The organism is Bacillus sp. ME78 (assembly GCF_903970865.1).
Classification (GTDB): Bacteria; Bacillota; Bacilli; order Bacillales; family Bacillaceae_G; genus Bacillus_A; species Bacillus_A cereus.
Genome location: NZ_CAJCKK010000010.1, coordinates 78,630 through 103,535 on the forward strand (window position 1 = coordinate 78,630; position 24,906 = coordinate 103,535).

Here is a 24,906-nt window from a genome sequence, read left to right on the forward strand (position 1 = left end):
TCATGCTTCGAAAAATTTCTCTTTTGCTTTCTATTTGTTTTCTTCTCCACCAAAACATCGCTTACGGTGAAGATAATCAGCAAAGCATATACGAAAAGCGCATGGCACTATATAAAGAAACCGAGCAATCTTCAGGCATTCCATGGTATTACTTAGCTGCAATGGATCAATATGAAAGAAATATACGGAGCGTAAGAAAAGATATTCCAAAAAAACCAGATTCCATCATTTCCCTTTATTTCAAACCAGAAATATGGGCTGGACCTGTTAATAGTAACGATACTCTCCCCCATACAATTTCTCTATTTGGCGGAATAGGTTTAGATGGTGACAAAGATGGATTTGCAAATGCAAATAGCGACCGTGATCTTCTGCATACTGCAGCGACCATTTTAAGGAAACAAGGAACGTCAGAAGACCGTATTAAAATTATGCTTTGGGAATATTATAGACGTGCAAAAACAGTTGATTTAATTAGCGAGTACGCCCAAATTTATAAACATTATGGACGTATTAATTTAGAAGGAAATGCTTTTCCTCTTCCGATTCGTAGTGACCATAGCTACCGTAGTACTTTTGGCGCTGGAAGAAGTTTTGGCGGAAGACGAATTCATGAAGGAACCGATATTTTCGCCGGATATGGCGTGCCAGTAAGATCGACTTGCTATGGCATTATTGAAACAAAAGGCTGGAACCGCCTTGGTGGATGGCGCATTGGTATTCGTGACCTTCATAATAATTACCATTATTACGCTCATTTAGGCGGGTTCTCAAAAGAAATACAGCTTGGACAAATTGTTGAGCCAGGAAAAGTAATTGGATTTGTTGGTAGCACTGGTTATGGACCTCCTGGTACAGCCGGAAAATTCCCACCCCACTTACATTTTGGCATATATAAAGACAATGGCTATACAGAATGGGCCTTCGATCCATACATGCATTTAAGCCTTTGGGAACGCAAAGAACGAGCAAATACAAAAAGATAACCGTAGCTGCATTGCTACGGTTATTTTTTATCCAGTAAAAGCCCGGCTCAGCCGATTTTTACTTTATATGCAACTAACTATCTGTTTTCTTTTTATCAGGTACAGCAACACTTCCGCTTCCATAATACGTAGGCACTTCCCCTTGAACGATACGCGTCGCAATCGGAACATTTTGTTTCACAGTTATCTCTTTCGTATGAAATGGAATAATTACTTGCAATGTTACTTCCATTTCCATAACAATTTGAATCGCTGTAGTATTAATTCCATGCGGCTCAATTTTTTGTTTAATATCTGTATTCACATGCCCAATTGGCGTGAAATGAATCGGAATATCTGGTCCTATATTACCAAGAAGTGCATTATCAGTTACACGCCCAAAAGGAACTGCCATAGTCGCCCCGTTTTTTTCAGAAATACCTAGCTCCTTCAACTTCCCTTGTTCTACTTGTTGCAAATATTTTTCTATGTACGTGGTCGTTGACGTTACGATTTCATTTACTTGCTTCGTATTTAAATTAATTGTGGATACTTTTCCGTTTTTATCATTCTGTACTTTCATTAATGAATCGACATCGAATCCTTCATTAATTCTATCCTTTACCGCCTTCGTCATAATTGCTGTCGCCATTTTATGTGTCTCTACTTCCCCATATTTAATTAAGGTCGGCTGAATACTATTATTCACAATCCACAACCCTTGCGTAAGTAATATAACAAAAAGAATAAACGACATAAGCAGTATATACCGAAAGGCAATAGGTCCCCTTCGAAACCGCGAGTTTTTCGAGCGAAATATACTCATAAAAAAACCTCCTTCTTATATCATTTCTATGCAAGAAGGAGGGACGATATATGCTTATCTCATTTTTAATAATGCTTCTTTTCCAATCGTTCCTACTGGAATGCCTAACGCTTCAGCTCCAGTCGTTACCGATTCTAGTGGCGCTTCAAGAAGTTGTTCAATCGTTCTTACACCAACCGCACGGCCAGCAATAATTCCTCGATCACCTAATTTCTCATTTAAAAGACCTACATCTAATGCACCACACATAATATATCCTTTATCGCTCATTACAGCTAGCAAATTCGTCTTTGGAAGTTTCACGCTAACCGCAATAAACGTATAATTATCAATTATAATTGGCTCCACATTAACCATAGTTCACACTCCTCTCTTTCTTATCTGTATGACAAGAGAAAAATGAGTGTTACAAGTTAACTAGCCTATAGTTTAACGGAAGTTGTATGAGTTATTAACATATCCGTTAACACATCTCTAAGTAGTTCTGGCATATAATATTGTTTGCCAGAAAGTGTGGATAGCTCTGGGTATAAGTATCCAAACGTAAACATATCGATTGTTCCTACCGTATATATACGGTCTAACTCCAGCGATTCGCCGTTAATCAATACATCTTCTAATAAAATTTTATTGCCAGGAATCGTATCTGGAATGACTTCTACACCAGCATAAATCATTTTCCCCATCACTTTCCCCCGAAATCCGAATCCTTTCACCTCAAGCTTCTCCATGTTCGGTTTACGTGCTTTCAAAATAACTTCTCTTAATATCTTTCCTGGAACTTTCAAAGCACACGGATTAATTGGATGTGGACAAATTCTGTGAATATCTCCGCGCGTTACAACACCCTCTTCTAGCCCTTCAAGAAGTACACCGGCGTTCACCATGCCAATCTCTGCATCGCACCATGTTTTCAGCGCACTTGCTAACATATGAGAAAACGGCGTCTCCTGAAACCAATCAACCGGTAATGACTCTTTTAAATGAACGACAGGCTCTGCCATTATATGATTACTTTCTTCCTGCAGTATTTCAATTGTGGATAACGGCTCGCTATAAGCACCTAAACGTTCCGTCTTAATCGCTCTACCGTCTTTTTTCAACAGCTTCTTCGTCTCTTTATCCACAGTAAGCTGAACGTGGCCAACGTAACGTCCCCACTTTTCACAACAGCAAAGTAAAGTATTGTTCAGTAGAACACCACGCTCAAATAAATGATGCGTATGTGCACCTAAAATAACATCTATATCATAATGCTCTGCCATATACTCATCCATACTTTTTCCAAGGTGAGATAGGACAACGGTAATATGCGCCTCATCTTTCACTTCTTCTAAAATAGACTCTAAATGGATAAGCGGATCTTCAATATGCCAATCGAGCATATGATAAAACTCTGGATAAGCTACCGTTAATCCGATAAAAGCAATGATAATCCCATCTGTCGTCGTATGTAATTTATAAGGTTTCGCCCACGCTGGACGTACCCCTTCTTTTTCAAATAAATTCGCAACGAGCACCTCAAATCCAGCATCATCATATAGACGATTCAAATGCTCCTTCGCTAACGTAATGCCTTCATTATTTCCGATCGTTACATAATCATATAACGCCTCATTTAAAAGCTTCGTATTCCCAAGGCCATTTGTCGCTTCCGAAATACTATGAAAACGATCCACATGATCACCGATATCAACCGTCAAAACAGTCTCTCCCGCTTCCTGTCTTCGCTTTTTCTCCCCTAGAACAAACCGAGAAATTTGCGGCCAATTTTCAAAATGACTATGTATATCGTTTGTATGATAAAGGTGGATGATTGTTTCTTTATTTGTATTCAGAGAAAAAACCTCCTCTCAGTTCCTTACTGCCATTTACGCTATGCGCACACAATAATCCTGTAAATACTTTTCGTCTTTTCTTGCTATTTTACATTGTACTCGCATTGTGAGAAAAAGCAAAAGATTGTCCTTTTCATATGAGAAACTTTTGCTAATGCAGGAAAGAATTCCAGATAGTGGAGGGAGGGGTGGATTTGTCAAAAAGTTTAATAGAGAATTCAGTGGGTGGTTGTTCAAGTGGATTTGTCAGTATCTTTGTCTTAAACCTAGTCGTTCTCTGTTCTTATAAAATGTTTGGGGTATGTGAGGATTTTCTTTTGTCTTATCTTGTCGACAAATCGATATTCCTTGTCGAAACGTTGATATATTGAAATAATCGTTGATATATTCCCGTTTATGATCGATATATTTGAAAAATCGTTGATATATTTAGCTGAACACCCACCCGGGTATCCTCTCCCAAGCCACGACAAATCCGCAAAACAAAAAAGCGCCCTGCACAGCAGGGCGCTTCTACTTTAACTATTAACCGATAGAACCTTCCATCTCAAACTTGATCAGGCGGTTCATTTCAACTGCGTATTCCATTGGAAGTTCACGAGTGAATGGCTCGATGAAGCCCATTACGATCATTTCTGTAGCTTCTTGCTCAGAAATACCGCGGCTCATTAGGTAGAATAATTGTTCTTCTGATACTTTCGATACTTTCGCTTCGTGCTCAAGTGAAACGTAATCGTTTTTGATTTCGTTGTAAGGAATTGTATCAGATGTAGATTGGTTATCCATGATTAACGTGTCACACTCGATGTTAGAGCGAGAGTTTTTCGCTTTTGGTCCGAAGTGTACGATACCACGGTAAGTTACTTTACCACCATGCTTCGCAATCGATTTAGAAACGATTGTTGAAGACGTGTTTGGTGCTAAGTGAATCATTTTCGCACCAGCATCTTGGTGTTGGCCTTTACCAGCAATCGCGATTGATAATGTTAAACCACGAGCGCCTTCGCCTTTTAAGATAACTGCTGGGTATTTCATCGTTAATTTAGAACCGATGTTACCATCAATCCATTCCATCGTTGCGTTTTCTTCACAAACCGCACGTTTTGTAACTAGGTTGTATACGTTGTTCGCCCAGTTTTGGATTGTTGTATAACGGCAATACGCATCTTTTTTAATGATGATTTCTACTACCGCACTGTGAAGTGAGTTAGTAGTGTAAACAGGTGCTGTACAACCTTCTACGTAGTGTACGTGTGCGCCTTCGTCTACGATGATAAGCGTACGCTCGAATTGTCCCATATTTTCAGAGTTAATACGGAAATACGCTTGAAGTGGTGTATCAACTTTAATACCTTTTGGAACGTAGATGAATGATCCACCAGACCAAACTGCAGAGTTTAATGCAGAGAATTTGTTGTCTGTTGGTGGGATTACTTTTCCGAAATGCTCACGGAAAATATCTTCGTTCTCTTTTAATGCGCTATCTGTATCTTTGAAGACGATTCCTAGAGCTTCTAGGTCTTCTTTCATGTTGTGGTATACAACTTCAGATTCGTACTGTGCAGATACACCAGCTAAATATTTTTGCTCAGCTTCTGGAATACCTAATTTATCAAATGTTGCTTTAATTTCATCAGGTACTTCATCCCAAGACTTCTCAGATTTCTCAGATGGTTTTACGTAGTACGTAATTTCATCGAAATCTAAGTCGTTTAAGTCGCCGCCCCATTGTGGCATTGGCATTTCATAGAACTTATCCAGTGATTTTAAACGGAAGTCTAACATCCACTGTGGTTCTTCTTTCATACGTGAAATCTCTTCAACGATCTCTTTTGTTAAACCGCGTCCAGCACGGAAAATCGAAACGTCTTTGTCTTTGAAACCATATTTGTAATCGCCGATATCTGGCAGTTGCTTCGCCATGTTGGTGTGTCCCTCCTTAGATAACCTCATTTTTAGGAACCTTTAACATTACTTATCTTCGTTTAAGCCCTTTTCTAACGCTTTCCACGCTAATGTTGCACATTTAATACGTGCAGGGAACTTGCATACGCCTTGTAATGCTTCAATATCTCCTAAATCGATGCTGTCATCGTACTCTTTTCCTAGCATCATGTCAGAGAAAATTTTCGAAAGCTGAAGTGCTTCTTCAATTTTCTTACCTTTTACTGCTTGTGTCATCATTGAAGCTGAAGACATTGAGATTGAACATCCTTCGCCTTCAAACTTCGCCTCTTGCACAATACCTTCTTCTACTTTCATCGTAAGTTGAATACGATCGCCGCAAGTTGGATTGTTCAAGTTAACGGTAACACTATCTTCTAACACGCCATGGTTACGAGGATTTTTGTAATGATCCATAATAACTTGACGATATAACGTATTTAAATTATTAAATGACATTTGTGAAATACTCCTTTGTCTTGATTAGCGATTCAACAAATGTATCAATTTCTTCTTTTGTATTATATAAATAGAAGCTCGCACGTGCTGTTGAAGAAGCTTTTAGCCACTTCATAAGCGGTTGTGCACAGTGATGTCCTGCGCGAACTGCAATGCCTTCTACATCTAATACAGTCGCTACATCGTGAGGATGTACGTCTTCAATATTAAATGTAACAAGACCAGCGCGATGCTTTGGACCATAAATTGTAACGCCATCTACTTCTGATAGTCTTTCTAAAGCGTATTGCGCTAATTCATGCTCATGCTTTTCAATATTATCAAGACCGATTTCTTCTAGGAAATCAATTGCCGCACCAAGTCCGATTGCATTACCGATAATCGGTGTACCCGCTTCAAACTTCCACGGAAGCTCTTTCCAAGTAGATTCTTGTAAATCTACGAAATCAATCATTTCACCACCAAATTCAATTGGCTCCATATTGTTTAGCAATTCTTTCTTACCATATAATACGCCGATACCTGTAGGTCCGCACATCTTATGAGCAGATAATGCGTAGAAATCACAGTTTAAATCTTGTACATCCACTTTCATGTGAGGTGTACTTTGTGCACCATCAACGACCATAATTGCTCCGTTTTCGTGTGCGATTGCTCCGATTTCTTTTACAGGGTTAATCGTTCCAAGTACGTTTGATACTTGCATAATAGAAACGATTTTTGTATTCGGTGTAACAGTTTGACGAACATCTTCTAAAGAAATTGTACCGTCTGGTTGAAGCGGAAGGTATTTCAAAGTTGCGCCAGTTTTCTTCGCAACTTGTTGCCACGGAATGATGTTACTATGGTGTTCCATGTAAGAAATAACGATTTCATCGCCTTCTTTTACATTTTCAAGGCCATAGCTAGCCGCTACTGTATTTAATGCAGTTGTCGTTCCGCGCGTGAAAATAATCTCTTCCATTGATTTCGCGTTAATAAACTTGCGAACTTTCTCACGTGCACCTTCATACGCGTCGGTAGCTTTCGTACCGAGCGTATGAACACCGCGATGCACGTTAGAATTATATTCTTTATAGTAACGTTCTAACGTTTCAATGACTTGAATTGGTTTTTGAGAAGTTGCTGCACTATCGAAATAAACAAGTTGTTTGCCGTTCACTTTTTGATCAAGAATTGGAAACTGTTTGCGTATTTCATGAATATTCATTAGCGAACTTTCCTTTCAATTACCTCAACAAGCTGTGCTTTTACTCCTTCAATTGGAAGCTCATTTACTACAGGTGCTAAGAATCCATGGATGACTAAACGTTCTGCTTCGCGTTTTGGAATACCACGGCTCATCAAGTAGTATAATTGGTACGGATCTACGCGGCCTACTGAAGCTGCGTGACCTGCCATAACATCATCTTCATCAATTAAAAGAATTGGGTTCGCATCACCGCGAGCTTTCTCGTCTAACATAAGAACGCGAGAAGATTGTTGTGCATTTGATTTAGATGCACCGTGTTCAATCTTACCAATTCCATTAAAGATAGATGTTGCACTATCTTTTTGTACACCGTGTTTTAAAATCCAACCTTCAGAGTGTTTACCGAAGTGAACAACTTTAGTTGTAAAGTTTTGTGTTTGGTTACCACGGCCAATTGTTACTGTTTTCGTATCAGCATATGAACCGTCGCCCATTAAGTTCGTAACGTTCTCTGAAATTGTGTTTCCGTCATTCATAAGGCCTAGAGCCCAATCAATGCGGCCGTCGCGTCCAACAACACCGCGGCGGTTAACGTAAGTTGTTACGTCTTTTGCTAATAGATCAACCGCACCGAATTTCACTTGTGCGCCTTGTTCCACAATTACTTCTGCTACGATATTTGCAATACCTTTAGCATTTTCATTTGCAACATAGTTTTCTACATAAGTTGCAGTACTGTTCGCATCAGCTACGAATAATACGTGGTTATATACGTTAGCTTCTTCGCCGTCTACTAAGAATACAGCTTGAAGTGGAGTTTCAAGAACAACGTTTTTCGGAACATATACGAATGCACCGCCGTTGATTAATGCAGCATGAAGTGCAGTTAGACGATGCTCGTCTACTTTCACGCCGTCTTTCATTAAATACTTTTGTAGTAGTTCAGCATGCTCTGTTGCAGCTGTTACGATATCTGTGAAAATAACACCTTTGTCTTTTGCTTCGTCTGCTAAAGAAACGAACGCAGTTGTACCAGTACGTTGCACTAATACGCTGTTATTTTCATCGATTAAGTTTTTCACTGCTTCTGGAAGCTCTGTTAAAGAACTTACAGGCTCTTGCTTAGCAGCGTCGCCTTTTCCGATAAAGTCCCATTTTTCAATTTTCGTTTTATCAGGCGTTGGCATTGGAAGTTCTGTTGCTTGTGCAAGAGCTTGTAAGCGGAACTCAGTCAACCAAGCAGCTTCGTTTACTTCGCTTGCGCGTTGACGGATTGTTTCTTGATCGAAAGGTAATGTACCGATTGTCATGTTTATGCTCCTCTCTTACGCTTCTTGCTCTGTTGTTTCGTCTTCAATACCTAATTCTTTTTTAATCCAGTCGTAACCTTCAGCTTCTAGACGTTGTGCAAGCTCAGGGCCACCAGATTTAACGATACGACCGTTCATCATAACGTGAACGAAGTCTGGTGTGATGTAGTTTAATAAACGTTGGTAATGCGTAATCATTAGGCAACCGAACTCTTCGCCGCGCATTTGGTTAATACCTTTAGATACAACTTTTAATGCATCGATATCAAGACCTGAGTCGATTTCATCTAAGATTGCGATTTTTGGCTCAATCATCATTAATTGAAGAATTTCGTTACGCTTTTTCTCTCCACCAGAGAAACCTTCGTTTAAGTAACGTTGTGCCATTTCTGGATCCATTTCTAGGAATTCCATGTTTTTATCTAATGTACGGATAAATTTCATAAGAGAAATTTCATCGCCTTCTTCACGACGTGCGTTAATTGCAGAACGTAAGAAGTCAGCGTTTGTTACTCCGCTAATTTCACTTGGATATTGCATTGCTAGGAATAGACCCGCTTGTGCGCGCTCGTCTACTTCCATTTCTAATACATCTTCACCGTCAATGATGATGCTACCTTCTGTTACTTCATACTTTGGGTGACCCATAATTGCAGAAGATAAAGTTGATTTACCTGTTCCGTTAGGTCCCATAATTGCGTGGATTTCTCCACCTTTTACTTCAAGGTTTACACCCTTTAAAATTTCTTTGCCGTCAATTGATACGTGTAAGTCTTTAACCGTTAATGTAGAACCAGCCATCTCAATACCTCCATTAATCCTATATATACATTTTAAAAATTCCTAAAACGTTCATATTCTCATTTTATTCTCATTCTAATTTTATATCAAATAAAATGATATCGCAAACGACGAAAAAAAGTAACCGTTTTTTCACAAATGTATATAAGTATTTCCTTTACATCTTTCTATGATACACCTTTCTTCTTATTTATATAAAGAAAAAAGGACTGGTAATTTCCCAGTCCTTTCCTTATATTTATTCACTTACCGGAAGTACAGCACCTTTATATTCTTTATTAATAAAATCTTGAATTTCTTTTGAATGCAGTACTTCTACTAGCTCTTTAATTTCTTTTTTCTTCTCATCACCTTTACGAACTGCAATGATGTTTGCATACGGAGAGTCTGCTCCTTCAATCGCAATTGCATCCTTCGTTGGATTTAATTTTGCATCAATTGCATAGTTCGAATTAATGAATAAAGCATCTCCCTCATTATTTTCATACAACTTCGGTGAAAGTCCAGGTTCAACATCTGTTTTAAATTTTAAGTTTTTCGGATTTTCGACTACATCTTTTACTGTCGCCTTAACCACATCTACACCATCTTTAAGCTTAATCACGCCGCCTTTTTGTAACAATGCTAACATACGGCCTCGCTCCGCTACATTATTACTCATAATAACTGTCCCGCCATCTGGTAAGTCTTTTAAGCTTTTATATTTCTTAGAATAAATGCCCATCGGCTCTAAATGAATTTTTCCTGCGTTTACAATTTTATATCCCTTTTCTTGGATTTCTTTATCTAAGTAAGGAATGTGCTGGAAGTAGTTCGCATCAATTTCCTTATCCGCTAACGCTTTATTCGGCAACACATAATCTTGGAATTTTTTAATTTCTAATTTAATACCCTTTTTCTCTAATATCGGCTGTGCCTTTTCTAAAATAACAGCGTGTGGCACGTTAGAAGCTCCAACAACAAGCTTATTCTCATCTTTCCCTCCGCAAGCAGCTAATGTAAATACAGACAGCGCTGTAACAACTGACAATAGAATCTTTTTCATATGATGTCCCCTTCTCCCCAATAGTTATGTAGTTATGAAAAAGAGCTGGCATCAGACCAGCCCTTTTCAGCAATTATTCTTTTACAGGAACAACTGCCCCTTTATATTCTTTATTAATGAAGTCTTCAATTTCTTTAGAATGTAATACTTCTACAAGAGCTTTAATCTCTTTCTTATCTTTATCGCCTTTACGAACAGCTACTATGTTTGCGTACGGTGAATCATTTCCTTCAATTGCAATGGCATCTTTTTCCGGATTTAACTTTGCATCAATTGCATAGTTAGAGTTAATTAAAACAGCATCGCCTTCTTTATTGTTATACACTTGTGGCAATAAACCAGGCTCGATATCCGTTTTGAATTTTAGATTTTTCGGATTATCTGCAATATCTTTTGGAGTTGCTTTAACTGGATCTACCCCATCTTTAATTTTTAAAATGCCTTCTTTTTGTAAAATTGCTAAACCACGTCCATGGTCAGCAACAGAATTACTCATAATGATTGTTGCTCCGTCCGGAAGTTCTTTTAAGCTCTTATATTTTTGAGAATATACACCAATTGGCTCTAAATGAATTTTTCCTGCTACTTCAAAGTCATACTTTTTATCTTTAATTTCTTTTTCTAAATACGGAATGTGCTGGAAGTAGTTTGCATCTAAATCCTTATCCGCTAACGATTTATTTGGTAATACGTAGTCTTGGAATTTTTTAATTTCTAACTCAATTCCTTTTTTCTCAAGTAACGGTTTTGCCTTTTCTAAAATTTCAGCGTGCGGTACGTTAGAAGCACCAACAACAAGTTTCTTTTCATCTTTATCTTTCCCGCCACAAGCAGCTAAACCAAAAATTGAAGTTGAAATAAGTGCCGTAAGTAATAATTTTTTCATTTGAAACATCCTCCCGTTTTTTATTATCGTTTATCTATTCGAGTCGTTAAACTATCACCAATCCACTGAATTAAAAATACAACTAGTAATACACAAATTGTCGCAACGATTGTTACATCGTTATTCCCTCTCTGGAATCCTTCTAAGTAAGCAAGTGTTCCAAGACCACCAGCACCAACAACTCCCGCCATTGCTGTATAGCCTACTAAAGCAATTGTCGTAACTGTAATACCAGATACTAATGCTGGTAACGATTCTGGAATCAATACTTTTAAAATAATTGTGCTTGTTTTTGCTCCCATTGCTTTTGAAGCTTCAATTACACCTTTATCAATTTCGCGAAGTGCGATTTCAACCATTCTCGCGTAGAATGGTGCCGCTCCAATAATTAAAGCTGGCAGCGCTGCACTTGCTCCAAGAATTGTTCCAAGAAGAATCTTTGTGAATGGGATTAATAAAATAATTAAAATGATGAACGGTATAGAACGGAATATGTTTACGAATGCTCCAATCACCGTATTAATTGATTTGTTTTCCCATAAATTATCTTTCGCTGTCATGAAGAGTAACAATCCTAAAATTAGTCCTAAAACAAATGTCGCAAGAGCTGCGATTGCCGTCATATATAACGTTTCACCAGTTGCTTCTAACATTTGATTCCAATCAACATTTGCGAGTAACTTATCCATGTGCAATCACCTCCAGCTCTACTTGATCTTGATGAATTCCTTCTATTGCTTGCTGGATCGCTGTTTCCTCACCATTTAAATGAACAACTAAACTACCGTAAGAACCGTTATTCGTTTGTGCGATATTTCCTTGCAAAATGCTAACTTCTATATCACTGCGTTGCATCAATCGTTGAAGCACTGGTCTTTCTACAGCCTCACCGATAAACTGCAAACGAATCACTTTTCCATCTGGATATTTTTCAATTAAACTTTCAATCGTTTCATTTGTATCTTCAGAATCTGTTAACTGCTGTACAAATCGTTTCGTAATATCTTGCTTCGGATTACGGAATACATCAAGTACTGGACCCGTTTCTACAATCTTTCCTCTCTCCATTACCGCCACTCGATTACAAATCTTTCGAATTACGTGCATCTCATGTGTAATGAGTACAATTGTTAAACCAAGGCGCTTATTAATGTCTAATAGTAAATCCAAAATTTGATCTGTCGTTTCTGGATCAAGAGCTGACGTTGCTTCATCACATAAAAGTACTTGTGGGTTGTTAGCTAATGCTCTTGCAATCCCAACGCGTTGTTTTTGTCCACCGCTCAGCTGAGATGGGTACGCGTCTCCTCTTCCTTCTAATCCAACAAGATGAATTAATTCATCAACACGGTTTCTTCTCTTCGTTTTATCAACACCTGCAATTTCAAGTGGAAACTCTATATTTTCACGTACAGTTCGTGACCAAAGTAAGTTGAAGTGCTGAAAAATCATTCCGATTTCTTGCCTTGCCTTACGAAGTTCACTTCCTGTAATTGCTGATATAACACGATTCGCAATTGTAATTTGGCCAGAAGTCGGTTTCTCTAACTGATTAAACAATCTGATTAAAGAACTTTTCCCAGCGCCGCTATATCCGATAACACCAAATATTTCGCCTTTTTCTATTTTTAAATTGGCGTTATCTACAGCAGTGACATCACCGCTTTTCGCCTTATATATTTTCCTTACATTCTCTAATAGAATCATGATGTTCACCCCTTTTTTGTTTAGGTCGACTCCGCAATTTTTTATTTTTAATGCGTGTAGTCCACTGTTATCATTACTTTTATTATTTGAATGTCCTCCACATTCAAACAATAAAAAAACCTTTCTGCTTTAGAGAAGCAGAAAGGTTTATATGCGTATATAACAACATTATCCCTCTCTCTCATCTCTCAAAGCATTCGCTTTGCAGGAATTGGCACCATTTCAACATAAGTTGACGGTTGCCGGGCTTCACAGGGCACAGTCCCTCCACCTCTCTTGATAAGAGAAATCAGATTCAATTTTCGTCTGATTTGAAATTTATGAAATTGTCTATATTTTATGACTTGAATTGTATCAATATACACTCACCATGTCAACAGAAATTTTCGTAAAAAATGAAACTTCAGAATTTTAAGCACCTACTGACATCGGTTTACATATATGAAACATCGATTCCACTAATAACATCGTTCGGTACGTTCCTGAATATTGTACACGTCCATCATTCATTAACATTTGCAATCGTACATTTCCATTCACCAATTGTTCTATATCCTTTTCGTCTAAGCAAATGATTTGTTCCGTTCCTCTTTCCTCATGTACCAGCTCTATATAATCTCTTGAAATTTGTAACGAACAACTTTCATCTCTAAAGCGGAAATTAACAGTTTTTTCTTCTTGTCTTAAAAGCGGCTCTAAATGATATTGACCATTAGCGTAATTTACAAATGATTGAAGCAAAGAATATAATCTCACCCTAAATCACATCCTTCATATCACTTTCTATTACATACCATTCCCTCTCACTAAAGAGCAATCCTGTTATTTTCGCTCGACAAATACTGTATCCATCCTGCATCTCGACATATTTCCCAAGAAATATGTCGAGGCGGCAAAAATTTTGCCGCCTACTTTAATTCCGTATATAAATATTCAACCGAATGAAATGCATATATCTTCTTCATCAGTGTCCCATTTTCAAAAACAAGTAAACAAGGTACACTTTCAATCCCATACTCTTTCGCTAAATGCGGAGCATAATTTAAATCTAACATCCCAATTTTGAGGCCTTCAATTGTCATCTCAACGACTGTTAACATCTTTTTTGCTAATTGGCATGTTCCACACATTGGAGTATATACATATAACACTGTTTTTTCTTCATTCTCTATTAGGGCTGTAGCTTCGGCTCCTGTCCAATCGATCACTTCTATCATTCCTTACCGTAAATATTCTGTATAAACGTCAATGTCGGCTCCCCATAATACATTTGCTAAGTGTGTAGATGGCGCAGTTGCCACTTCTCGGTACGAGCGATCAATATAGATATGCTCGGCTTGCGGAAATTCTTTTCGAAATTGTTTCCTTAACTTTTCTCCAGCATCATCAGCATCCACTAGCACATACACTTCCTTATCAAAAAACTGATCAACGAGCTCATCCATTTTCGACAAACCAATTGTACCATTTGTACAAACAATTTCCACTGGTTCACGAATAATAGATTCAATCTTTCTTCTATCTGATGTACCTTCTACAATAATGACTTTTTCCACATAAATCATATGTCATCACCCGATCACCATATACTATACAACCTTGAACTTAGTATATAGTATATTCGTTATTTTCATGTTGTTTCCTGTTTATTTTTGCAAAAGAAAAGCGAAACCGACTGTTTAGCCCTGTTGGCTAAGGTTCTTCCGTACAGAAGACGCTTTTTGTCTTCTCGTGCGGAAGGTTCTTAGACATGAAGGGCTAGGAGTTGGAGCTAGACAATGAAAAGCGCAAGCGGCTCATTTAGATTGTGAGGGGGATGGAGCTTCTGACGTAGAGGCGCTTTTTGCCTTGTAGGAAGAAGCGAAGCCACCGAACAATCTAGTCGCTGGAGCTAGACAACGAAAAACAAAAACGGCTAGACCTGCATAAAGATTAAACGAAAAAGTTTTTTCAAAAAACGTTCTCCTACACGATAATTAGTATATGATTCTACATTCATTATTTTACACAAAATAAAAAAGGACAGCACAAAGGCTGTCCTTTAGTCGACTATAATTAGTCTTGGTTTGTCATTTCTGCATATTTTTCTGCAGTTAATAACTTCTCAACTTGGCTTGCATCAGAAAGTTCAACTTTAACCATCCATGCACCCTCGTATGGAGATTCGTTAACAAGTTCTGGTTGGTCACTTAATTCTTCGTTTACTGCTACAACTTTACCGCTTACAGGTGCGTATAACTCAGAAACTGTTTTAACAGATTCTACGCTTCCGAATGGCTCGTCAGCTTCGATTGTTGCACCTACTTCAGGAAGTTCAACGAATACGATATCACCTAGCTCACCTTGTGCAAAGTGAGTGATACCGATAACAACTTCATTACCTTCAGTTTTTACCCATTCGTGTTCTTCAGAGTAACGTAAATTATTTGGAATGCTCATGACTGTACCTCCAGTGAATGTATTAATTATGTAAAAATACCTTATTGGTACTTTTTCCACACACTTTCAAACTGCTCTTCGTTAAAACCAAGTGTTACATTCGTTCCATCTGTTACAATTGGACGTTTGATCAACATGCCATCAGATGCTAAAAGCTCATACATTTCGTCTTCGCTTGCATCTTTCAACTTATCTTTCAGACCAAGTTCACGGTAACGCATTCCACTTGTATTAAAGAATTTTTTTAATGGTAATTCACTTTTTTCATGTAAATTACGTAAATCTTCTTTTGATGGTGGATTTTCAACAATATGAATCATCTCATATGCTACATCGTTTGCCTCAAACCATTTCTTTGCCTTTTGACATGTGCCACACTTTGGATATGAATAAAATGTTACTGTCATAAATTCACCTACTTTTTTACTAACCTTTACCTTTATCATATAGAAAACGTTTTATTATTTCAAACCATTATTCGCTAAACTTTTACTTATTTCGTGATAATTTTTAATAATCCTGCGAATTTTTCTTATTTTTCCGCCATTTGTTAAGAAAAAAATAAATATATAAATTTTTTTAGATTCTGCACCAAACATATATCTTAAACAAGCGTTTGATTAATTTCTTATTTTTCTTTGTTAACCTTTGAACTACATGAGTTTCTTTCTACCGAACATACAGCTTAAACAAACGTTTGATTAATTCTCCATTTTTCTTTGTTAACCTTTGAGCTGCATCGATTTCTTCCTACCGAACATACAGCTTAAACAAACGTTTGATTAATTCTCCATTTTACTTTCTTAACCTTTGAACTACATGAGTTTCTTTCTACCGAGCATACAGCTTAAACAAACGTTTATTTTTAAAAAATAAGAAGCCTTTTTTACAGGCTCCTTCATCATCGACTTAAGTAATCCGAAATGGTTTGAAATACGACTATATACATATTATGAATATTTCGATCGGAAACAGTATCATTATATAATCCCATACCCCAATATTGACCTTCAGGGTTCCCCATATTTACAAACCCTTGCGTATACGTCATCGTTTTATCCTTCGGGGTATTATCATAATCTAAATCCTTGTTAGTAAAAATTAAATACGGTCTATCTTGCAAACCAATAAAAAATACCGGCTTCTTTAACGATAAAAATAAGTCCGTATACCGCTCCTTTGATGCCTCTTTAAAGTATTCTTTCATAACGAAAAAACCATCAACTTTTGCTGATTTCTCCTGCATTTCTTCTAACTTTATACTTTCAAACTTTACATTCCTAAACGTATCTTTCGGCTTTTCTCCAACAACTCCAATTACGAGTGCTCTTCCGTTATATTCTAATTTTTCTCCTTCGTTATTCTTTGCACACCCAGCACCTACTAGGCATAACAATATAAAAACTAAAAAATATGATAAACGCTTCATTTAGCACCCTCACCCTTCTTTTTAGTCAAGTGACAAAAACGTAAGGTTAATTCAAGAAAATGTAAGTAAAATCGATAGCCCAATTCACGTTTCTATATTATAATCAATTGAATTTACTTACATTACTAAACATAGGAGATCAACATGAAGAAATTTAAACTTTCATCTTTTCTTCCGTTAAGTTATATACTTCTACTCGTACTCGTAAGTCCCCTTTACGACGTATTAAATAAATCGACTGTTCACGCAGTAGACGTTACAACTGTAGTAGATGATTGGATTCCATTTGTAAAAGCATTTATTATTCCTTATTTACTTTGGTTTCCATACTTATACGGCGCACTTATTTATTACTGCTTCGCTGACCGAAAGCAATATTATGTCACTTTAAGTAGTGTTATTTTTGGAAAGCTTGCTTGTTTTTCTATTTATTATTTTTGGCAAACAACTGTACCCCGTCCGACTGTCGTTGGAACAGATGTATTTTCTGAACTAGTTCGCTATATTTATAGTATCGATCAACCGGTAAACTGTTTCCCTAGCATTCACGTTCTTACTACATTTGTAATTATGTTAGCTGCCTTTAAGCGTAGAGAGCAACATGCTTTTGAATATTACATCCTTACTTTCTTCGGTACACTTATTATTTTATCAACGCTATTTACGAAGCAACATGCCTTTGTAGATGCCGTTTCTGGAATGACACTCGCAAGCATACTATACTTCGGCGTTCAACTCTTATTGGCCAAAGAATCAATAAGAGTTCCAGTAAAACAAAATCATAGAATGTAACATGAAAAAAAAGCAGACTGTGGCTTCTCAGTCTGCTTTTATCTATTATTAAGGAGATGTTCAATTTAAGATTGCGGTACAGTCATATCACCAGAATGAATACGACCTGCTTTTTTAAGAGCAATGTAAAGTATATAAGAAACAGCTACTGGAATGACGATATAAGTAATTACCATCGCCGGGAGAACTTCCCATCCTTCGCTGGAAATTAAATTAATTGGTGCGATAAGAGAACTTAATCCAAGACCTGCAATTTCTTTTCCTGCTTCCAGTTGGAAAATTAATGCGGATACCGGACCGACTATAGCACTGGCGACGACAGTTGGGACGAGAATCATTGGATTTTTAGTGATATTTGGCAACTGTACTTTCGGAGTACAAAGAGCTTGAGCTAATATGCCACCTAAATTGTTTTCTTTTGCTGAGATGACAGAGAATCCGATAAACTGAGCAACGCATCCGGCAAGAGCTGCACCACCTGCAACACCGTCTAAGCTAAGTGCGATCGCTAACGCAGCTGATGAAGCTGGAGAGATAAGTAATAGTCCCCAAACTACTGCAATGACGATAGAAGCGATAAACGGGCTACCAGCTGAGCTATCTTTAATGAACGCTCCAACTGCATTTAAAACAGGAGTAATATTATGAGATAACCAAATACCAACTAAACCAGAACCTAATATGGCCGCAAATGGAACGAGCATCATATCTAAAGCAGTTTTTCCGCTTAAACGTTTACCAATATATACAGCTAAAGTTGCTGTTAATAATGCACCGATTGGCTCACCTGTTTTAATAATTAGACCAGCTTCAGTAATTGAAATGGATCCGGCACCAATCGCTCCGGCTACCATCGCCGAGAAGATTACAAGACCGTTTGCACCGAGCATAAAAGCAATTCCTGCACCAATTGCCGGTGCCATTAGTGATTTTGCAACAACTCCGATTGTAATAAGTAATGGTATATCAACAATTCTTCCTATATTTTCGATTAGTAAACCAATTCCGAGGGATACGAAAATACCTTGTGCGATACCAGCAGATGCTTTAAATACACGAGACATTATATATTCCTTCATTTGTTTCACCTTCTCCTATAAGTTAGTAACCAATTGTTTTCATATAATCACGTAAAATATCGTTTGATTTTGCGAATCGAGATTCTTCATCCTCTGTTAAATTGAGTTCTACAACTTCTCTTATACCGTCTCTAGTAATAATAGCTGGTACTCCTGTACAAATATCATATTCACCGTACTCACCATCTAAAATGGCTGATACAGCAATGACACGGTGATCATCATTAAAGATTGAGCTTGCAATATATGCTAGAGAATTTCCGATTCCGTAATAAGTAGTTCCTTTACGTTTATAAATTTCCCATCCGGCTTTTGCAGTTTTCTCAACAATTCCATCTAAATCTATTTCTCCAAATCGTTCTTTTTGTTCTTCTAAAATTTGCAGAATTGGCTTTCCACCAACAGTTACATGAGACCAAGCAACCATTTGAGAATCACCATGTTCTCCTAATGAATACCCATGAATACTACGAGGGTCTACATGTAGCATTTCAGATAAAATTGTTCTTAAGCGAGAAGAATCTAGTGATGTACCAGTACCGATTACGCGATTTCTAGGTAATCCAGATAATTTCCAAACTTGATATGTAATAATATCAACTGGGTTCGATGCAAGTAAGAAAATACCATCAAATCCACTCTCCATTACGCCACCAACAACAATTTCCATAATCTTCGCACTCGCTCCTAAAGTATCTAAGCGACTTTGCCCTGGTTTTGGTGCTGGTCCTGCTGTAATAATGACAATGTCCATATCTTTGCAGTCTTCATAGCTTCCTGCATATACTTTTGTTCTTGTATTTGTAAAGTTAATGCAATGTGATAAATCCATTGCTTCCCCAACTGCACGTTCATGATTTATATCAATTAATAATAGCTCTTCGCAAATACCTTGATTCACAATAGAATACGCACAACTTGATCCAACTAATCCAGTACCGATAATTGCAATTTTTCTTGTATGTCTTTTCATAGCAATCTCTCCTAATTGATCATATAATCTATTTCTTTTGTTCTTTACAATCCTAATTATAGAGGTTCTCACGATAGAAACCATGGATACTTTGTGAAATATTGAACAAAGTTTTTGTCCTTTTTGTGAATTGTTATATTCCATTTTCGTCATATTTGTTACAACTGGAAAAATATTTATTATGTATTTATTGACATATACAAAAAGAAAACGAGCGAATAAATTCGCTCGTCTTCTTTTTCCTGTTATTCCGCACTTAATTGACTTTTTAATTGCTGTACAATCATTGGATTAGCAGGTGCTGCCGGTTTGTAATAACTCTTTTGCTTTGCATACTCATACATATTACGTTGGCGCGCCTCGTCTTGATTACGAATTTGAATTAACGTTTGATGTAACTGTTCATTATCAGACTGAGCAATATAATTTGCATAGCTTGTTAAACTTGCATTTAATCCTGCTAAATAATCATTTACCATATCTTTTTCATTCATTTTCCGCTTCCTCCTATCCTAGGAAAGTCATTAATTGCTGTTTCGTATTTCGTGCATCTTGCGCATCTTTTTGTAGCATTTGTTTCAGTTGTGGATCTGTACACGTCTGTGCATACTGCTCCAACTTGTTAATAATTGTTGCGTGTCCACCAATTAAATGACGTAAATTTTCTACTTCAAGCTCTGTTAAGTTTTGCATATAACATACCCGCCTTTCTTTGTTCATTCATCATTAGTATTTGGTTCTTTTTGGATTGTATTCATCAACTTTTCCCACATATAAACAAAATAAAAGATGAATAACTAGGCCATTCATCTTTTATGCTAAATATTCATTCAATTTTATAAAGAAACAATCATACTTATACTCACAAGTAGGTTCCATACAATATGTAAAATGATGCTAGGTAAAATAGATTGTGTTTTCTTATATAACATAGCAAATACAATCCCCATAATCATTGCCGTAACCGGAAAACCACCATGAAGAATCCCAAAGATAAAGGAAGAAATAATGATACCAACTAGAAAACTATATTTCTTTTCAAAAAATCGATACAAAATACCTCTATATAAAATTTCTTCTTTAATTGGTGTAATTATAGCAACACTTAACACATATATAATACTTTGTAGACTATTTTGAAGTCCTAAGCTCCCTAATTGATCTCGTTGCTGCTCTGCACTTTCAAAGCTAAACAACTCTAACATTACATACTGAGTTAATGCAATGATGATAAAACCTATTAATAAATACAAGTAGGTTTTCCCATTTTTTAAAATAGATACATCCCATATGTTCTTAATAAAATGAAGCACTGGTTTATACGCAAATAAAACAATAGTAACAACAGCTGCATCAAATAGAAGTAAATAATATCCCTCTAAATTAGCACGTAATACCTCTTCTCCAAAAATTCCAAGGGCTAAAGCAAGGAATAATCCCCCTAAGAGTGAGAACCCTAGAATGCTAGCAATCGTTACAACTAGATTTTTATATGTTATGTTATCTACTTCTCTTTCTGCATTATACGCGTCTAATACTGTTTTTCTCATACTATTCCTCCATTTGTTTTCATTACCTTAACAAAAAACCTTTAATACAAATATATAGATAATATAACAATTTTTTCAAAAAGAATAATATGCAATTTTACATATCATGAAAGCTTTGTATTATATAGTTTTTGGAATTAGATTACTATAGAATAATTATTAGATGAAATTCCAAAAATTTCTTATCTATCCACCATAACTCTCGCATCATATAAAATTTATTAGTTAAAGGAGCAATGAACATGAAAACACATGACTTCCTTACAGAAATCCAGAAGGGCTCTGAGCCTAGTCCATATCAAGATCCTATTGCTTTTATTTTCGTTTGCCTTTCCGTAGCTATATACACATTTTTCAAACCTACTAAATAATATCATGTAATGAGAAAAAGCCTACCGCTCTTTTCGAATCATATGCACTAAAAAACCTTAGAATCACTTCTAAGGTTTTTGTTTGCCTCGTTTCTTATTCACGTAATCCTTTAATAAACGTTTCCAATAATACATGTAAACTTATATCCAGATCTAACGGCAAACCAAATCCGCCTTGCTGTTCAATCGAAGCAAATCCATGACAAATACTTCTGAATCCGCGTGTCGCATGAAGTGCATTCTCTCCTTCTAAGCCATACTGTTGTAAAACTCGAAGACAAAGCTTTACAATTTCGTCACCTGCTTTTCTTACTTCTTCATCTCGTAAAAAAGTTGCTTCATATAGTCCAGGATGTTTTCGGACAAATGCTACATACGCTTCTCCTAATGCATGAATTACTTCATCCATCTGTTTATCCTCGGCCGCTTCTTCCAGTTTGTTATGCAGCTGTTTTATTCCGTAAATACCAAGATTTTTCCGTACATCTTGTAACCCTTTTACATGATTATATAGTGAGGGCGAACGTATCCCTAACCTTTGCGCTAATGAAGCTAACGTTACTTCTTGTATTCCATTTGTATCTGCAATTTCTGCAGCTGTTTCTACAATTTTCTGCAATGTAAGTCCGATTCTCGGTGACATAAATTACCCCTCTTTCTTACTTTCTATATTCCGCTTCGCTTCCTTAATAGAAAGCTCTATGACGGCCCCTGGATTCTTTATCATTTTTCCGTGCCCTGCCGCAAGCAAGGAAGGTTCATATTCGCTTAGCTTCTGTGCACTTTGTAATGATATTTCTTTGCTCCACGTTGCCATCGCTGGAAACGGAAACCAAAATTTCATTTGTCCCGAAACAGCCATACCTCCTCTTGTTTGAAATGCATCCCCAACAATAAGAGCTTTATTTCGTACATCAAGAAACGACATGGATCCTGGTGTATGTCCCGGTGTCATAATTGCAAGAAGCGATCCAACTCGGTCGCCATCTTCTAATAAAACATCAGGTACCGTTTTTACTTTTTTAGGTACACCGCCTTTTATCGGTATATTCGGTTCATCCTTTTGTAACGTCGTATCTCCTTCTAACAGCTTTGCGTCCCGCTTAGAAATATGGACTGGAACATGAGGAAGTACTTCCTTTAATGCATCTAATGCACCGATGTGATCATCATGCGCATGTGTTAATACAATCTTAGTAATTGGTTTTCCTATTTTCTCAGCCGCCTGTAAAATACCTTTTGCGCTATATGGCAAAGCCGCGTCAATTAAAGTTAAACCATCATCTTCCTCTACAAAGTAACAATTTACAGGAAACGCTCTTGGCAAAAATGACAATTGATATAACGTTTTTTCATGTATCATCCTCATAGTCCCATCTCCCTTTTCACGAAAACTAATACCATTAGTTTTATTATACTAATGGTATTAGTTTTATGTCACTAAAAATTTCTTTTTTTCAAAAAAAGAACAGTAGCCGTATAAACGACTACTGTTCTTTAAAGATATTAAACTGTGTAACGCTCATCTTCTAAAATTTTCGCAGCGATTTCACGTTTCTTCGGAATTACGTTAAGTGGTGTGTGGCGAGTTAATTTACGTAATGATGATAACATCATGCGCAGCATGTCGCCGTTTTCAACTGCGATAAGTGTTTCTTTCGCATCTGCTTCGATTTCGTTAAATGCTTCTTGGCAGAATACTTCAGTGTATAACACTTTTTGTTTATTCTTTTCAAGACCAGTTGTTTTGATTGCTTTTTCTGTACGAAGAACAGCTGATTCCATTGCGTATAGGTTGCTTACGATGTCAGCGATATTCACAAGAATTTCTTGCTCTTTATCTAATGCTTTACCGTATTTTTGAGCAGCTAATCCAGCTACCATTAAGCCTATTTTCTTCGCATTAGTTACTAAATACTTTTGAAGTGCTAATGGCTCATCGCCTACTTCTTCTGGCATCATCATCATTAACTCTTCTTGTAATTTTTGTGCTTTTTGAAGAAGTGGTAATTCACCTTTCATCGCTTTACGTAAGAACGTACCTGGTACGATTAGGCGGTTAATTTCGTTCGTTCCTTCGAAAATACGGTTAATACGAGAATCGCGGTACATTCTTTCAATCTCGTATTCTGCCATAAATCCGTAACCACCGTGAATTTGAACACCTTCATCTACTGTATAGTCTAATACTTCAGAACCGAATACTTTATTTAAAGAGCACTCGATTGCATATTCAGCGATAGAAGCTGCTACCGCTTTACCGTCTTTTACTTCTTCTTCAGATAATGTGCTCATGCGGCTTTCGAATAAACCTACTGTACGATATACAGAACTTTCAGCTGCATATGTTTTTGCTGCCATATTCGCAAGTTTCTCTTGAATTAATGGGAAGCGAGCGATTGGTTGCTTGAACTGTTGACGTTGGTTTGCATATTGTGCTGAAATTTCTACTGCACGTTTTGCAGATCCAACTGTACCAACACCTAATTTATAACGACCGATATTTAAAATGTTGAATGCGATAATATGACCTTTACCGATTTCACCAAGTAGGTTTTCTTTCGGTACTAACGCATCTTCTAAAATTAACGTACGAGTTGAAGAACATTTAATACCCATTTTCTTCTCTTCAGGGCTTGTAGATACACCAGCGTATTCTTTCTCTACGATAAATGCTGAGAAATGCTCTCCATCAATTTTTGCATATACAACAAATACGTCAGCGAATGCAGAGTTTGTAATCCACTGTTTTTCACCGTTTAATACATAATGTGTACCTTCTGCATTTAAACGTGCAGTTGTTTTTGCGCCTAATGCGTCAGATCCTGAACCTGGCTCAGTTAATGCGTATGCAGCTAATTTTTCACCAGTTGCAAGTAATGGTAAATACTTTTTCTTTTGCTCTTCGTTACCGAATAATACGATTGGTAAAGATCCGATACCTACGTGAGCACCGTGAGTGATTGCAAAGCCGCCAGCGCGAGAGAATTTCTCTGCGATTAACGCTGAGCTTACTTTATCAAGACCAATCCCACCGTACTCTTCTGGTACGTCAGCGCCTAATAAACCAAGCTCCCCAGCTTCTTTTAAAAGACGAACTGAACGATCAAATTCATGTTGCTCTAAATATTCAAGCTCTGGAAGAACTTCATTTACGATAAAGTCCTCTGTCGTTTTTGCAATCATTTTATGCTCAGATGAAAAATCTTCTGGCGTAAACACTTGATCAATCGTAATCTCATCAACTAAAAAGCTACCGCCTTTAACCGCATTTCCTACTGTTTTTTCCATGAAAATTTC

28 protein-coding genes and 1 riboswitch are annotated in these 24,906 nt (G+C 37.0%); of the genes, 2 read left to right on the forward strand and 26 right to left on the reverse strand.

Features of this window, described 5'->3' with window-relative positions; translation table 11 throughout:
• The first annotated feature begins 2 nt into the window (after positions 1-2).
• Positions 3-986: a M23 family metallopeptidase gene (locus tag H6481_RS13705; protein ID WP_168410377.1), complete on the forward strand. Its 984-nt coding sequence runs from the start codon at positions 3-5 to the stop codon at positions 984-986.
• A gap of 73 nt (positions 987-1,059) precedes the next feature.
• On the opposite strand, the gene yunB is transcribed toward H6481_RS13705, so the two are convergent.
• From yunB to H6481_RS13795, 18 genes are all read right to left on the reverse strand, one after another.
• Positions 1,060-1,791 (reverse strand): sporulation protein YunB, encoded by a 732-nt coding sequence (yunB, locus tag H6481_RS13710; RefSeq protein ID WP_000021807.1) that lies wholly within the window; start codon positions 1,789-1,791, stop codon positions 1,060-1,062.
• A gap of 54 nt (positions 1,792-1,845) precedes the next feature.
• Positions 1,846-2,148 (reverse strand): DUF1805 domain-containing protein, encoded by a 303-nt coding sequence (locus H6481_RS13715; protein ID WP_000248467.1) that lies wholly within the window; start codon positions 2,146-2,148, stop codon positions 1,846-1,848.
• A 65-nt stretch (positions 2,149-2,213) separates the two neighbouring features.
• Positions 2,214-3,629, reverse strand: a complete 1,416-nt coding sequence (locus H6481_RS13720; RefSeq protein WP_346655883.1) for a bifunctional UDP-sugar hydrolase/5'-nucleotidase — start codon at positions 3,627-3,629, stop codon at positions 2,214-2,216.
• Positions 3,630-4,154: 525 nt separating this feature from the next.
• Positions 4,155-5,552 (reverse strand): Fe-S cluster assembly protein SufB, encoded by a 1,398-nt coding sequence (sufB, locus tag H6481_RS13725; RefSeq protein ID WP_001118824.1) that lies wholly within the window; start codon positions 5,550-5,552, stop codon positions 4,155-4,157.
• A 48-nt stretch (positions 5,553-5,600) separates the two neighbouring features.
• Positions 5,601-6,032 carry a Fe-S cluster assembly sulfur transfer protein SufU gene (gene sufU / locus H6481_RS13730; protein WP_182812042.1) on the reverse strand — a complete coding sequence of 144 codons (432 nt, stop codon included), beginning with the start codon at positions 6,030-6,032 and terminating at the stop codon, positions 5,601-5,603.
• Positions 6,022-7,242 (reverse strand): cysteine desulfurase SufS, encoded by a 1,221-nt coding sequence (sufS, locus tag H6481_RS13735; RefSeq protein WP_001020767.1) that lies wholly within the window; start codon positions 7,240-7,242, stop codon positions 6,022-6,024. The genes sufU and sufS overlap by 11 nt, the downstream gene beginning before the upstream one ends.
• Positions 7,242-8,534: a Fe-S cluster assembly protein SufD gene (gene sufD, locus H6481_RS13740; RefSeq protein WP_000152173.1), complete on the reverse strand. Its 1,293-nt coding sequence runs from the start codon at positions 8,532-8,534 to the stop codon at positions 7,242-7,244. The genes sufS and sufD overlap by 1 nt, the downstream gene beginning before the upstream one ends.
• Before the next feature lie 15 nt (positions 8,535-8,549).
• Positions 8,550-9,335, reverse strand: coding sequence for a Fe-S cluster assembly ATPase SufC (sufC, locus tag H6481_RS13745; protein ID WP_000929163.1), 786 nt, complete (start codon positions 9,333-9,335; stop codon positions 8,550-8,552).
• 238 nt (positions 9,336-9,573) lie between these two features.
• Positions 9,574-10,380 carry a methionine ABC transporter substrate-binding lipoprotein MetQ gene (metQ, locus tag H6481_RS13750; RefSeq protein WP_000722397.1) on the reverse strand — a complete coding sequence of 269 codons (807 nt, stop codon included), beginning with the start codon at positions 10,378-10,380 and terminating at the stop codon, positions 9,574-9,576.
• A 73-nt stretch (positions 10,381-10,453) separates the two neighbouring features.
• Positions 10,454-11,266, reverse strand: coding sequence for a methionine ABC transporter substrate-binding lipoprotein MetQ (metQ, locus tag H6481_RS13755; protein ID WP_000735081.1), 813 nt, complete (start codon positions 11,264-11,266; stop codon positions 10,454-10,456).
• Positions 11,267-11,289: 23 nt separating this feature from the next.
• Positions 11,290-11,955 carry a methionine ABC transporter permease gene (locus tag H6481_RS13760; protein WP_000359401.1) on the reverse strand — a complete coding sequence of 222 codons (666 nt, stop codon included), beginning with the start codon at positions 11,953-11,955 and terminating at the stop codon, positions 11,290-11,292.
• Positions 11,948-12,973, reverse strand: coding sequence for a methionine ABC transporter ATP-binding protein (locus H6481_RS13765; RefSeq protein WP_182812045.1), 1,026 nt, complete (start codon positions 12,971-12,973; stop codon positions 11,948-11,950). Before H6481_RS13765 ends, H6481_RS13760 begins: the two co-directional genes overlap by 8 nt.
• A gap of 178 nt (positions 12,974-13,151) precedes the next feature.
• Positions 13,152-13,259, reverse strand: a riboswitch (SAM riboswitch).
• 125 nt (positions 13,260-13,384) lie between these two features.
• Entirely contained in the window at positions 13,385-13,729 is a 345-nt protein-coding gene (locus tag H6481_RS13770) for a hypothetical protein (RefSeq protein WP_001242140.1), read from the reverse strand.
• Positions 13,730-13,881: 152 nt separating this feature from the next.
• Entirely contained in the window at positions 13,882-14,190 is a 309-nt protein-coding gene (locus tag H6481_RS13775; RefSeq protein WP_002025020.1) for a thioredoxin family protein, read from the reverse strand.
• Between the two features lie 3 nt (positions 14,191-14,193).
• Entirely contained in the window at positions 14,194-14,538 is a 345-nt protein-coding gene (locus H6481_RS13780) for a toprim domain-containing protein (protein ID WP_000640870.1), read from the reverse strand.
• 490 nt (positions 14,539-15,028) lie between these two features.
• Positions 15,029-15,412 (reverse strand): glycine cleavage system protein GcvH, encoded by a 384-nt coding sequence (gcvH, locus tag H6481_RS13785; RefSeq protein ID WP_000026896.1) that lies wholly within the window; start codon positions 15,410-15,412, stop codon positions 15,029-15,031.
• Positions 15,413-15,453: 41 nt separating this feature from the next.
• Positions 15,454-15,819, reverse strand: a complete 366-nt coding sequence (locus tag H6481_RS13790; RefSeq protein WP_000218968.1) for a Spx/MgsR family RNA polymerase-binding regulatory protein — start codon at positions 15,817-15,819, stop codon at positions 15,454-15,456.
• Between the two features lie 494 nt (positions 15,820-16,313).
• The gene (locus tag H6481_RS13795) at positions 16,314-16,841 is read right to left on the reverse strand and encodes a hypothetical protein (protein WP_182812048.1); all 528 of its coding nucleotides are present in this window, start codon (positions 16,839-16,841) and stop codon (positions 16,314-16,316) included.
• 144 nt (positions 16,842-16,985) lie between these two features.
• Here H6481_RS13795 and H6481_RS13800 point away from each other — a divergent pair, with 144 nt between their 5' ends.
• Entirely contained in the window at positions 16,986-17,633 is a 648-nt protein-coding gene (locus H6481_RS13800) for a phosphatase PAP2 family protein (RefSeq protein ID WP_000713773.1), read from the forward strand.
• A 65-nt stretch (positions 17,634-17,698) separates the two neighbouring features.
• Here the strand turns inward: H6481_RS13800 and H6481_RS13805 are convergent, their stop codons facing one another.
• The 8 genes from H6481_RS13805 to H6481_RS13840 all read right to left on the reverse strand — a co-directional run bounded on the left by H6481_RS13805 (position 17,699) and on the right by H6481_RS13840 (position 24,897).
• Positions 17,699-18,712 (reverse strand): PTS sugar transporter subunit IIC, encoded by a 1,014-nt coding sequence (locus tag H6481_RS13805; protein WP_000666168.1) that lies wholly within the window; start codon positions 18,710-18,712, stop codon positions 17,699-17,701.
• A gap of 22 nt (positions 18,713-18,734) precedes the next feature.
• Entirely contained in the window at positions 18,735-19,838 is a 1,104-nt protein-coding gene (locus tag H6481_RS13810; RefSeq protein WP_259347368.1) for an L-lactate dehydrogenase, read from the reverse strand.
• Positions 19,839-19,930: 92 nt separating this feature from the next.
• Positions 19,931-20,179, reverse strand: coding sequence for a spore coat protein (locus H6481_RS13815; RefSeq protein ID WP_001002981.1), 249 nt, complete (start codon positions 20,177-20,179; stop codon positions 19,931-19,933).
• A 13-nt stretch (positions 20,180-20,192) separates the two neighbouring features.
• On the reverse strand, positions 20,193-20,378 hold the full coding sequence (locus H6481_RS13820; protein ID WP_001180555.1) for a hypothetical protein: 186 nt from the start codon (positions 20,376-20,378) through the stop codon (positions 20,193-20,195).
• 143 nt (positions 20,379-20,521) lie between these two features.
• Positions 20,522-21,235: a type II CAAX endopeptidase family protein gene (locus H6481_RS13825; RefSeq protein ID WP_001232991.1), complete on the reverse strand. Its 714-nt coding sequence runs from the start codon at positions 21,233-21,235 to the stop codon at positions 20,522-20,524.
• 465 nt (positions 21,236-21,700) lie between these two features.
• Complete coding sequence (locus H6481_RS13830) at positions 21,701-22,249, reverse strand: TetR/AcrR family transcriptional regulator (protein ID WP_098361537.1); 549 nt, start codon at positions 22,247-22,249, stop codon at positions 21,701-21,703.
• A gap of 3 nt (positions 22,250-22,252) precedes the next feature.
• The gene (locus H6481_RS13835) at positions 22,253-22,975 is read right to left on the reverse strand and encodes an MBL fold metallo-hydrolase (protein ID WP_098852448.1); all 723 of its coding nucleotides are present in this window, start codon (positions 22,973-22,975) and stop codon (positions 22,253-22,255) included.
• A gap of 137 nt (positions 22,976-23,112) precedes the next feature.
• Entirely contained in the window at positions 23,113-24,897 is a 1,785-nt protein-coding gene (locus H6481_RS13840; RefSeq protein ID WP_000416293.1) for an acyl-CoA dehydrogenase family protein, read from the reverse strand.
• Positions 24,898-24,906: the final 9 nt, after the last annotated feature.

Excerpts from the sequence above, each read along its gene's own strand:
- H6481_RS13825 (WP_001232991.1), bottom strand. The coding sequence starts at position 21,235 with ATGAGAAAAACAGTATTAGACGCGTATAATGCAGAAAGAGAAGTAGAT.
- sufC (WP_000929163.1), bottom strand. The coding sequence starts at position 9,335 with ATGGCTGGTTCTACATTAACGGTTAAAGACTTACACGTATCAATTGAC.
- H6481_RS13820 (WP_001180555.1), bottom strand. The coding sequence starts at position 20,378 with ATGCAAAACTTAACAGAGCTTGAAGTAGAAAATTTACGTCATTTAATT.
- metQ (WP_000735081.1), bottom strand. The coding sequence starts at position 11,266 with ATGAAAAAATTATTACTTACGGCACTTATTTCAACTTCAATTTTTGGT.
- H6481_RS13815 (WP_001002981.1), bottom strand. The coding sequence starts at position 20,179 with ATGAATGAAAAAGATATGGTAAATGATTATTTAGCAGGATTAAATGCA.
- H6481_RS13780 (WP_000640870.1), bottom strand. The coding sequence starts at position 14,538 with ATGATTTATGTGGAAAAAGTCATTATTGTAGAAGGTACATCAGATAGA.
- sufU (WP_182812042.1), bottom strand. The coding sequence starts at position 6,032 with ATGTCATTTAATAATTTAAATACGTTATATCGTCAAGTTATTATGGAT.
- H6481_RS13835 (WP_098852448.1), bottom strand. The coding sequence starts at position 22,975 with ATGAGGATGATACATGAAAAAACGTTATATCAATTGTCATTTTTGCCA.
- H6481_RS13810 (WP_259347368.1), bottom strand. The coding sequence starts at position 19,838 with ATGACGAAAATGGAATATAACAATTCACAAAAAGGACAAAAACTTTGT.
- H6481_RS13805 (WP_000666168.1), bottom strand. The coding sequence starts at position 18,712 with ATGAAGGAATATATAATGTCTCGTGTATTTAAAGCATCTGCTGGTATC.
- H6481_RS13795 (WP_182812048.1), bottom strand. The coding sequence starts at position 16,841 with ATGAAGCGTTTATCATATTTTTTAGTTTTTATATTGTTATGCCTAGTA.
- H6481_RS13715 (WP_000248467.1), bottom strand. The coding sequence starts at position 2,148 with ATGGTTAATGTGGAGCCAATTATAATTGATAATTATACGTTTATTGCG.
- sufB (WP_001118824.1), bottom strand. The coding sequence starts at position 5,552 with ATGGCGAAGCAACTGCCAGATATCGGCGATTACAAATATGGTTTCAAA.
- H6481_RS13775 (WP_002025020.1), bottom strand. The coding sequence starts at position 14,190 with ATGATAGAAGTGATCGATTGGACAGGAGCCGAAGCTACAGCCCTAATA.
- H6481_RS13760 (WP_000359401.1), bottom strand. The coding sequence starts at position 11,955 with ATGGATAAGTTACTCGCAAATGTTGATTGGAATCAAATGTTAGAAGCA.
- gcvH (WP_000026896.1), bottom strand. The coding sequence starts at position 15,412 with ATGAGCATTCCAAATAATTTACGTTACTCTGAAGAACACGAATGGGTA.
- metQ (WP_000722397.1), bottom strand. The coding sequence starts at position 10,380 with ATGAAAAAGATTCTATTGTCAGTTGTTACAGCGCTGTCTGTATTTACA.
- H6481_RS13840 (WP_000416293.1), bottom strand. The coding sequence starts at position 24,897 with ATGGAAAAAACAGTAGGAAATGCGGTTAAAGGCGGTAGCTTTTTAGTT.
- yunB (WP_000021807.1), bottom strand. The coding sequence starts at position 1,791 with ATGAGTATATTTCGCTCGAAAAACTCGCGGTTTCGAAGGGGACCTATT.
- H6481_RS13800 (WP_000713773.1), top strand. The coding sequence starts at position 16,986 with ATGAAGAAATTTAAACTTTCATCTTTTCTTCCGTTAAGTTATATACTT.
- H6481_RS13830 (WP_098361537.1), bottom strand. The coding sequence starts at position 22,249 with ATGTCACCGAGAATCGGACTTACATTGCAGAAAATTGTAGAAACAGCT.
- H6481_RS13790 (WP_000218968.1), bottom strand. The coding sequence starts at position 15,819 with ATGACAGTAACATTTTATTCATATCCAAAGTGTGGCACATGTCAAAAG.
- H6481_RS13705 (WP_168410377.1), top strand. The coding sequence starts at position 3 with ATGCTTCGAAAAATTTCTCTTTTGCTTTCTATTTGTTTTCTTCTCCAC.
- H6481_RS13765 (WP_182812045.1), bottom strand. The coding sequence starts at position 12,973 with ATGATTCTATTAGAGAATGTAAGGAAAATATATAAGGCGAAAAGCGGT.
- sufS (WP_001020767.1), bottom strand. The coding sequence starts at position 7,242 with ATGAATATTCATGAAATACGCAAACAGTTTCCAATTCTTGATCAAAAA.
- sufD (WP_000152173.1), bottom strand. The coding sequence starts at position 8,534 with ATGACAATCGGTACATTACCTTTCGATCAAGAAACAATCCGTCAACGC.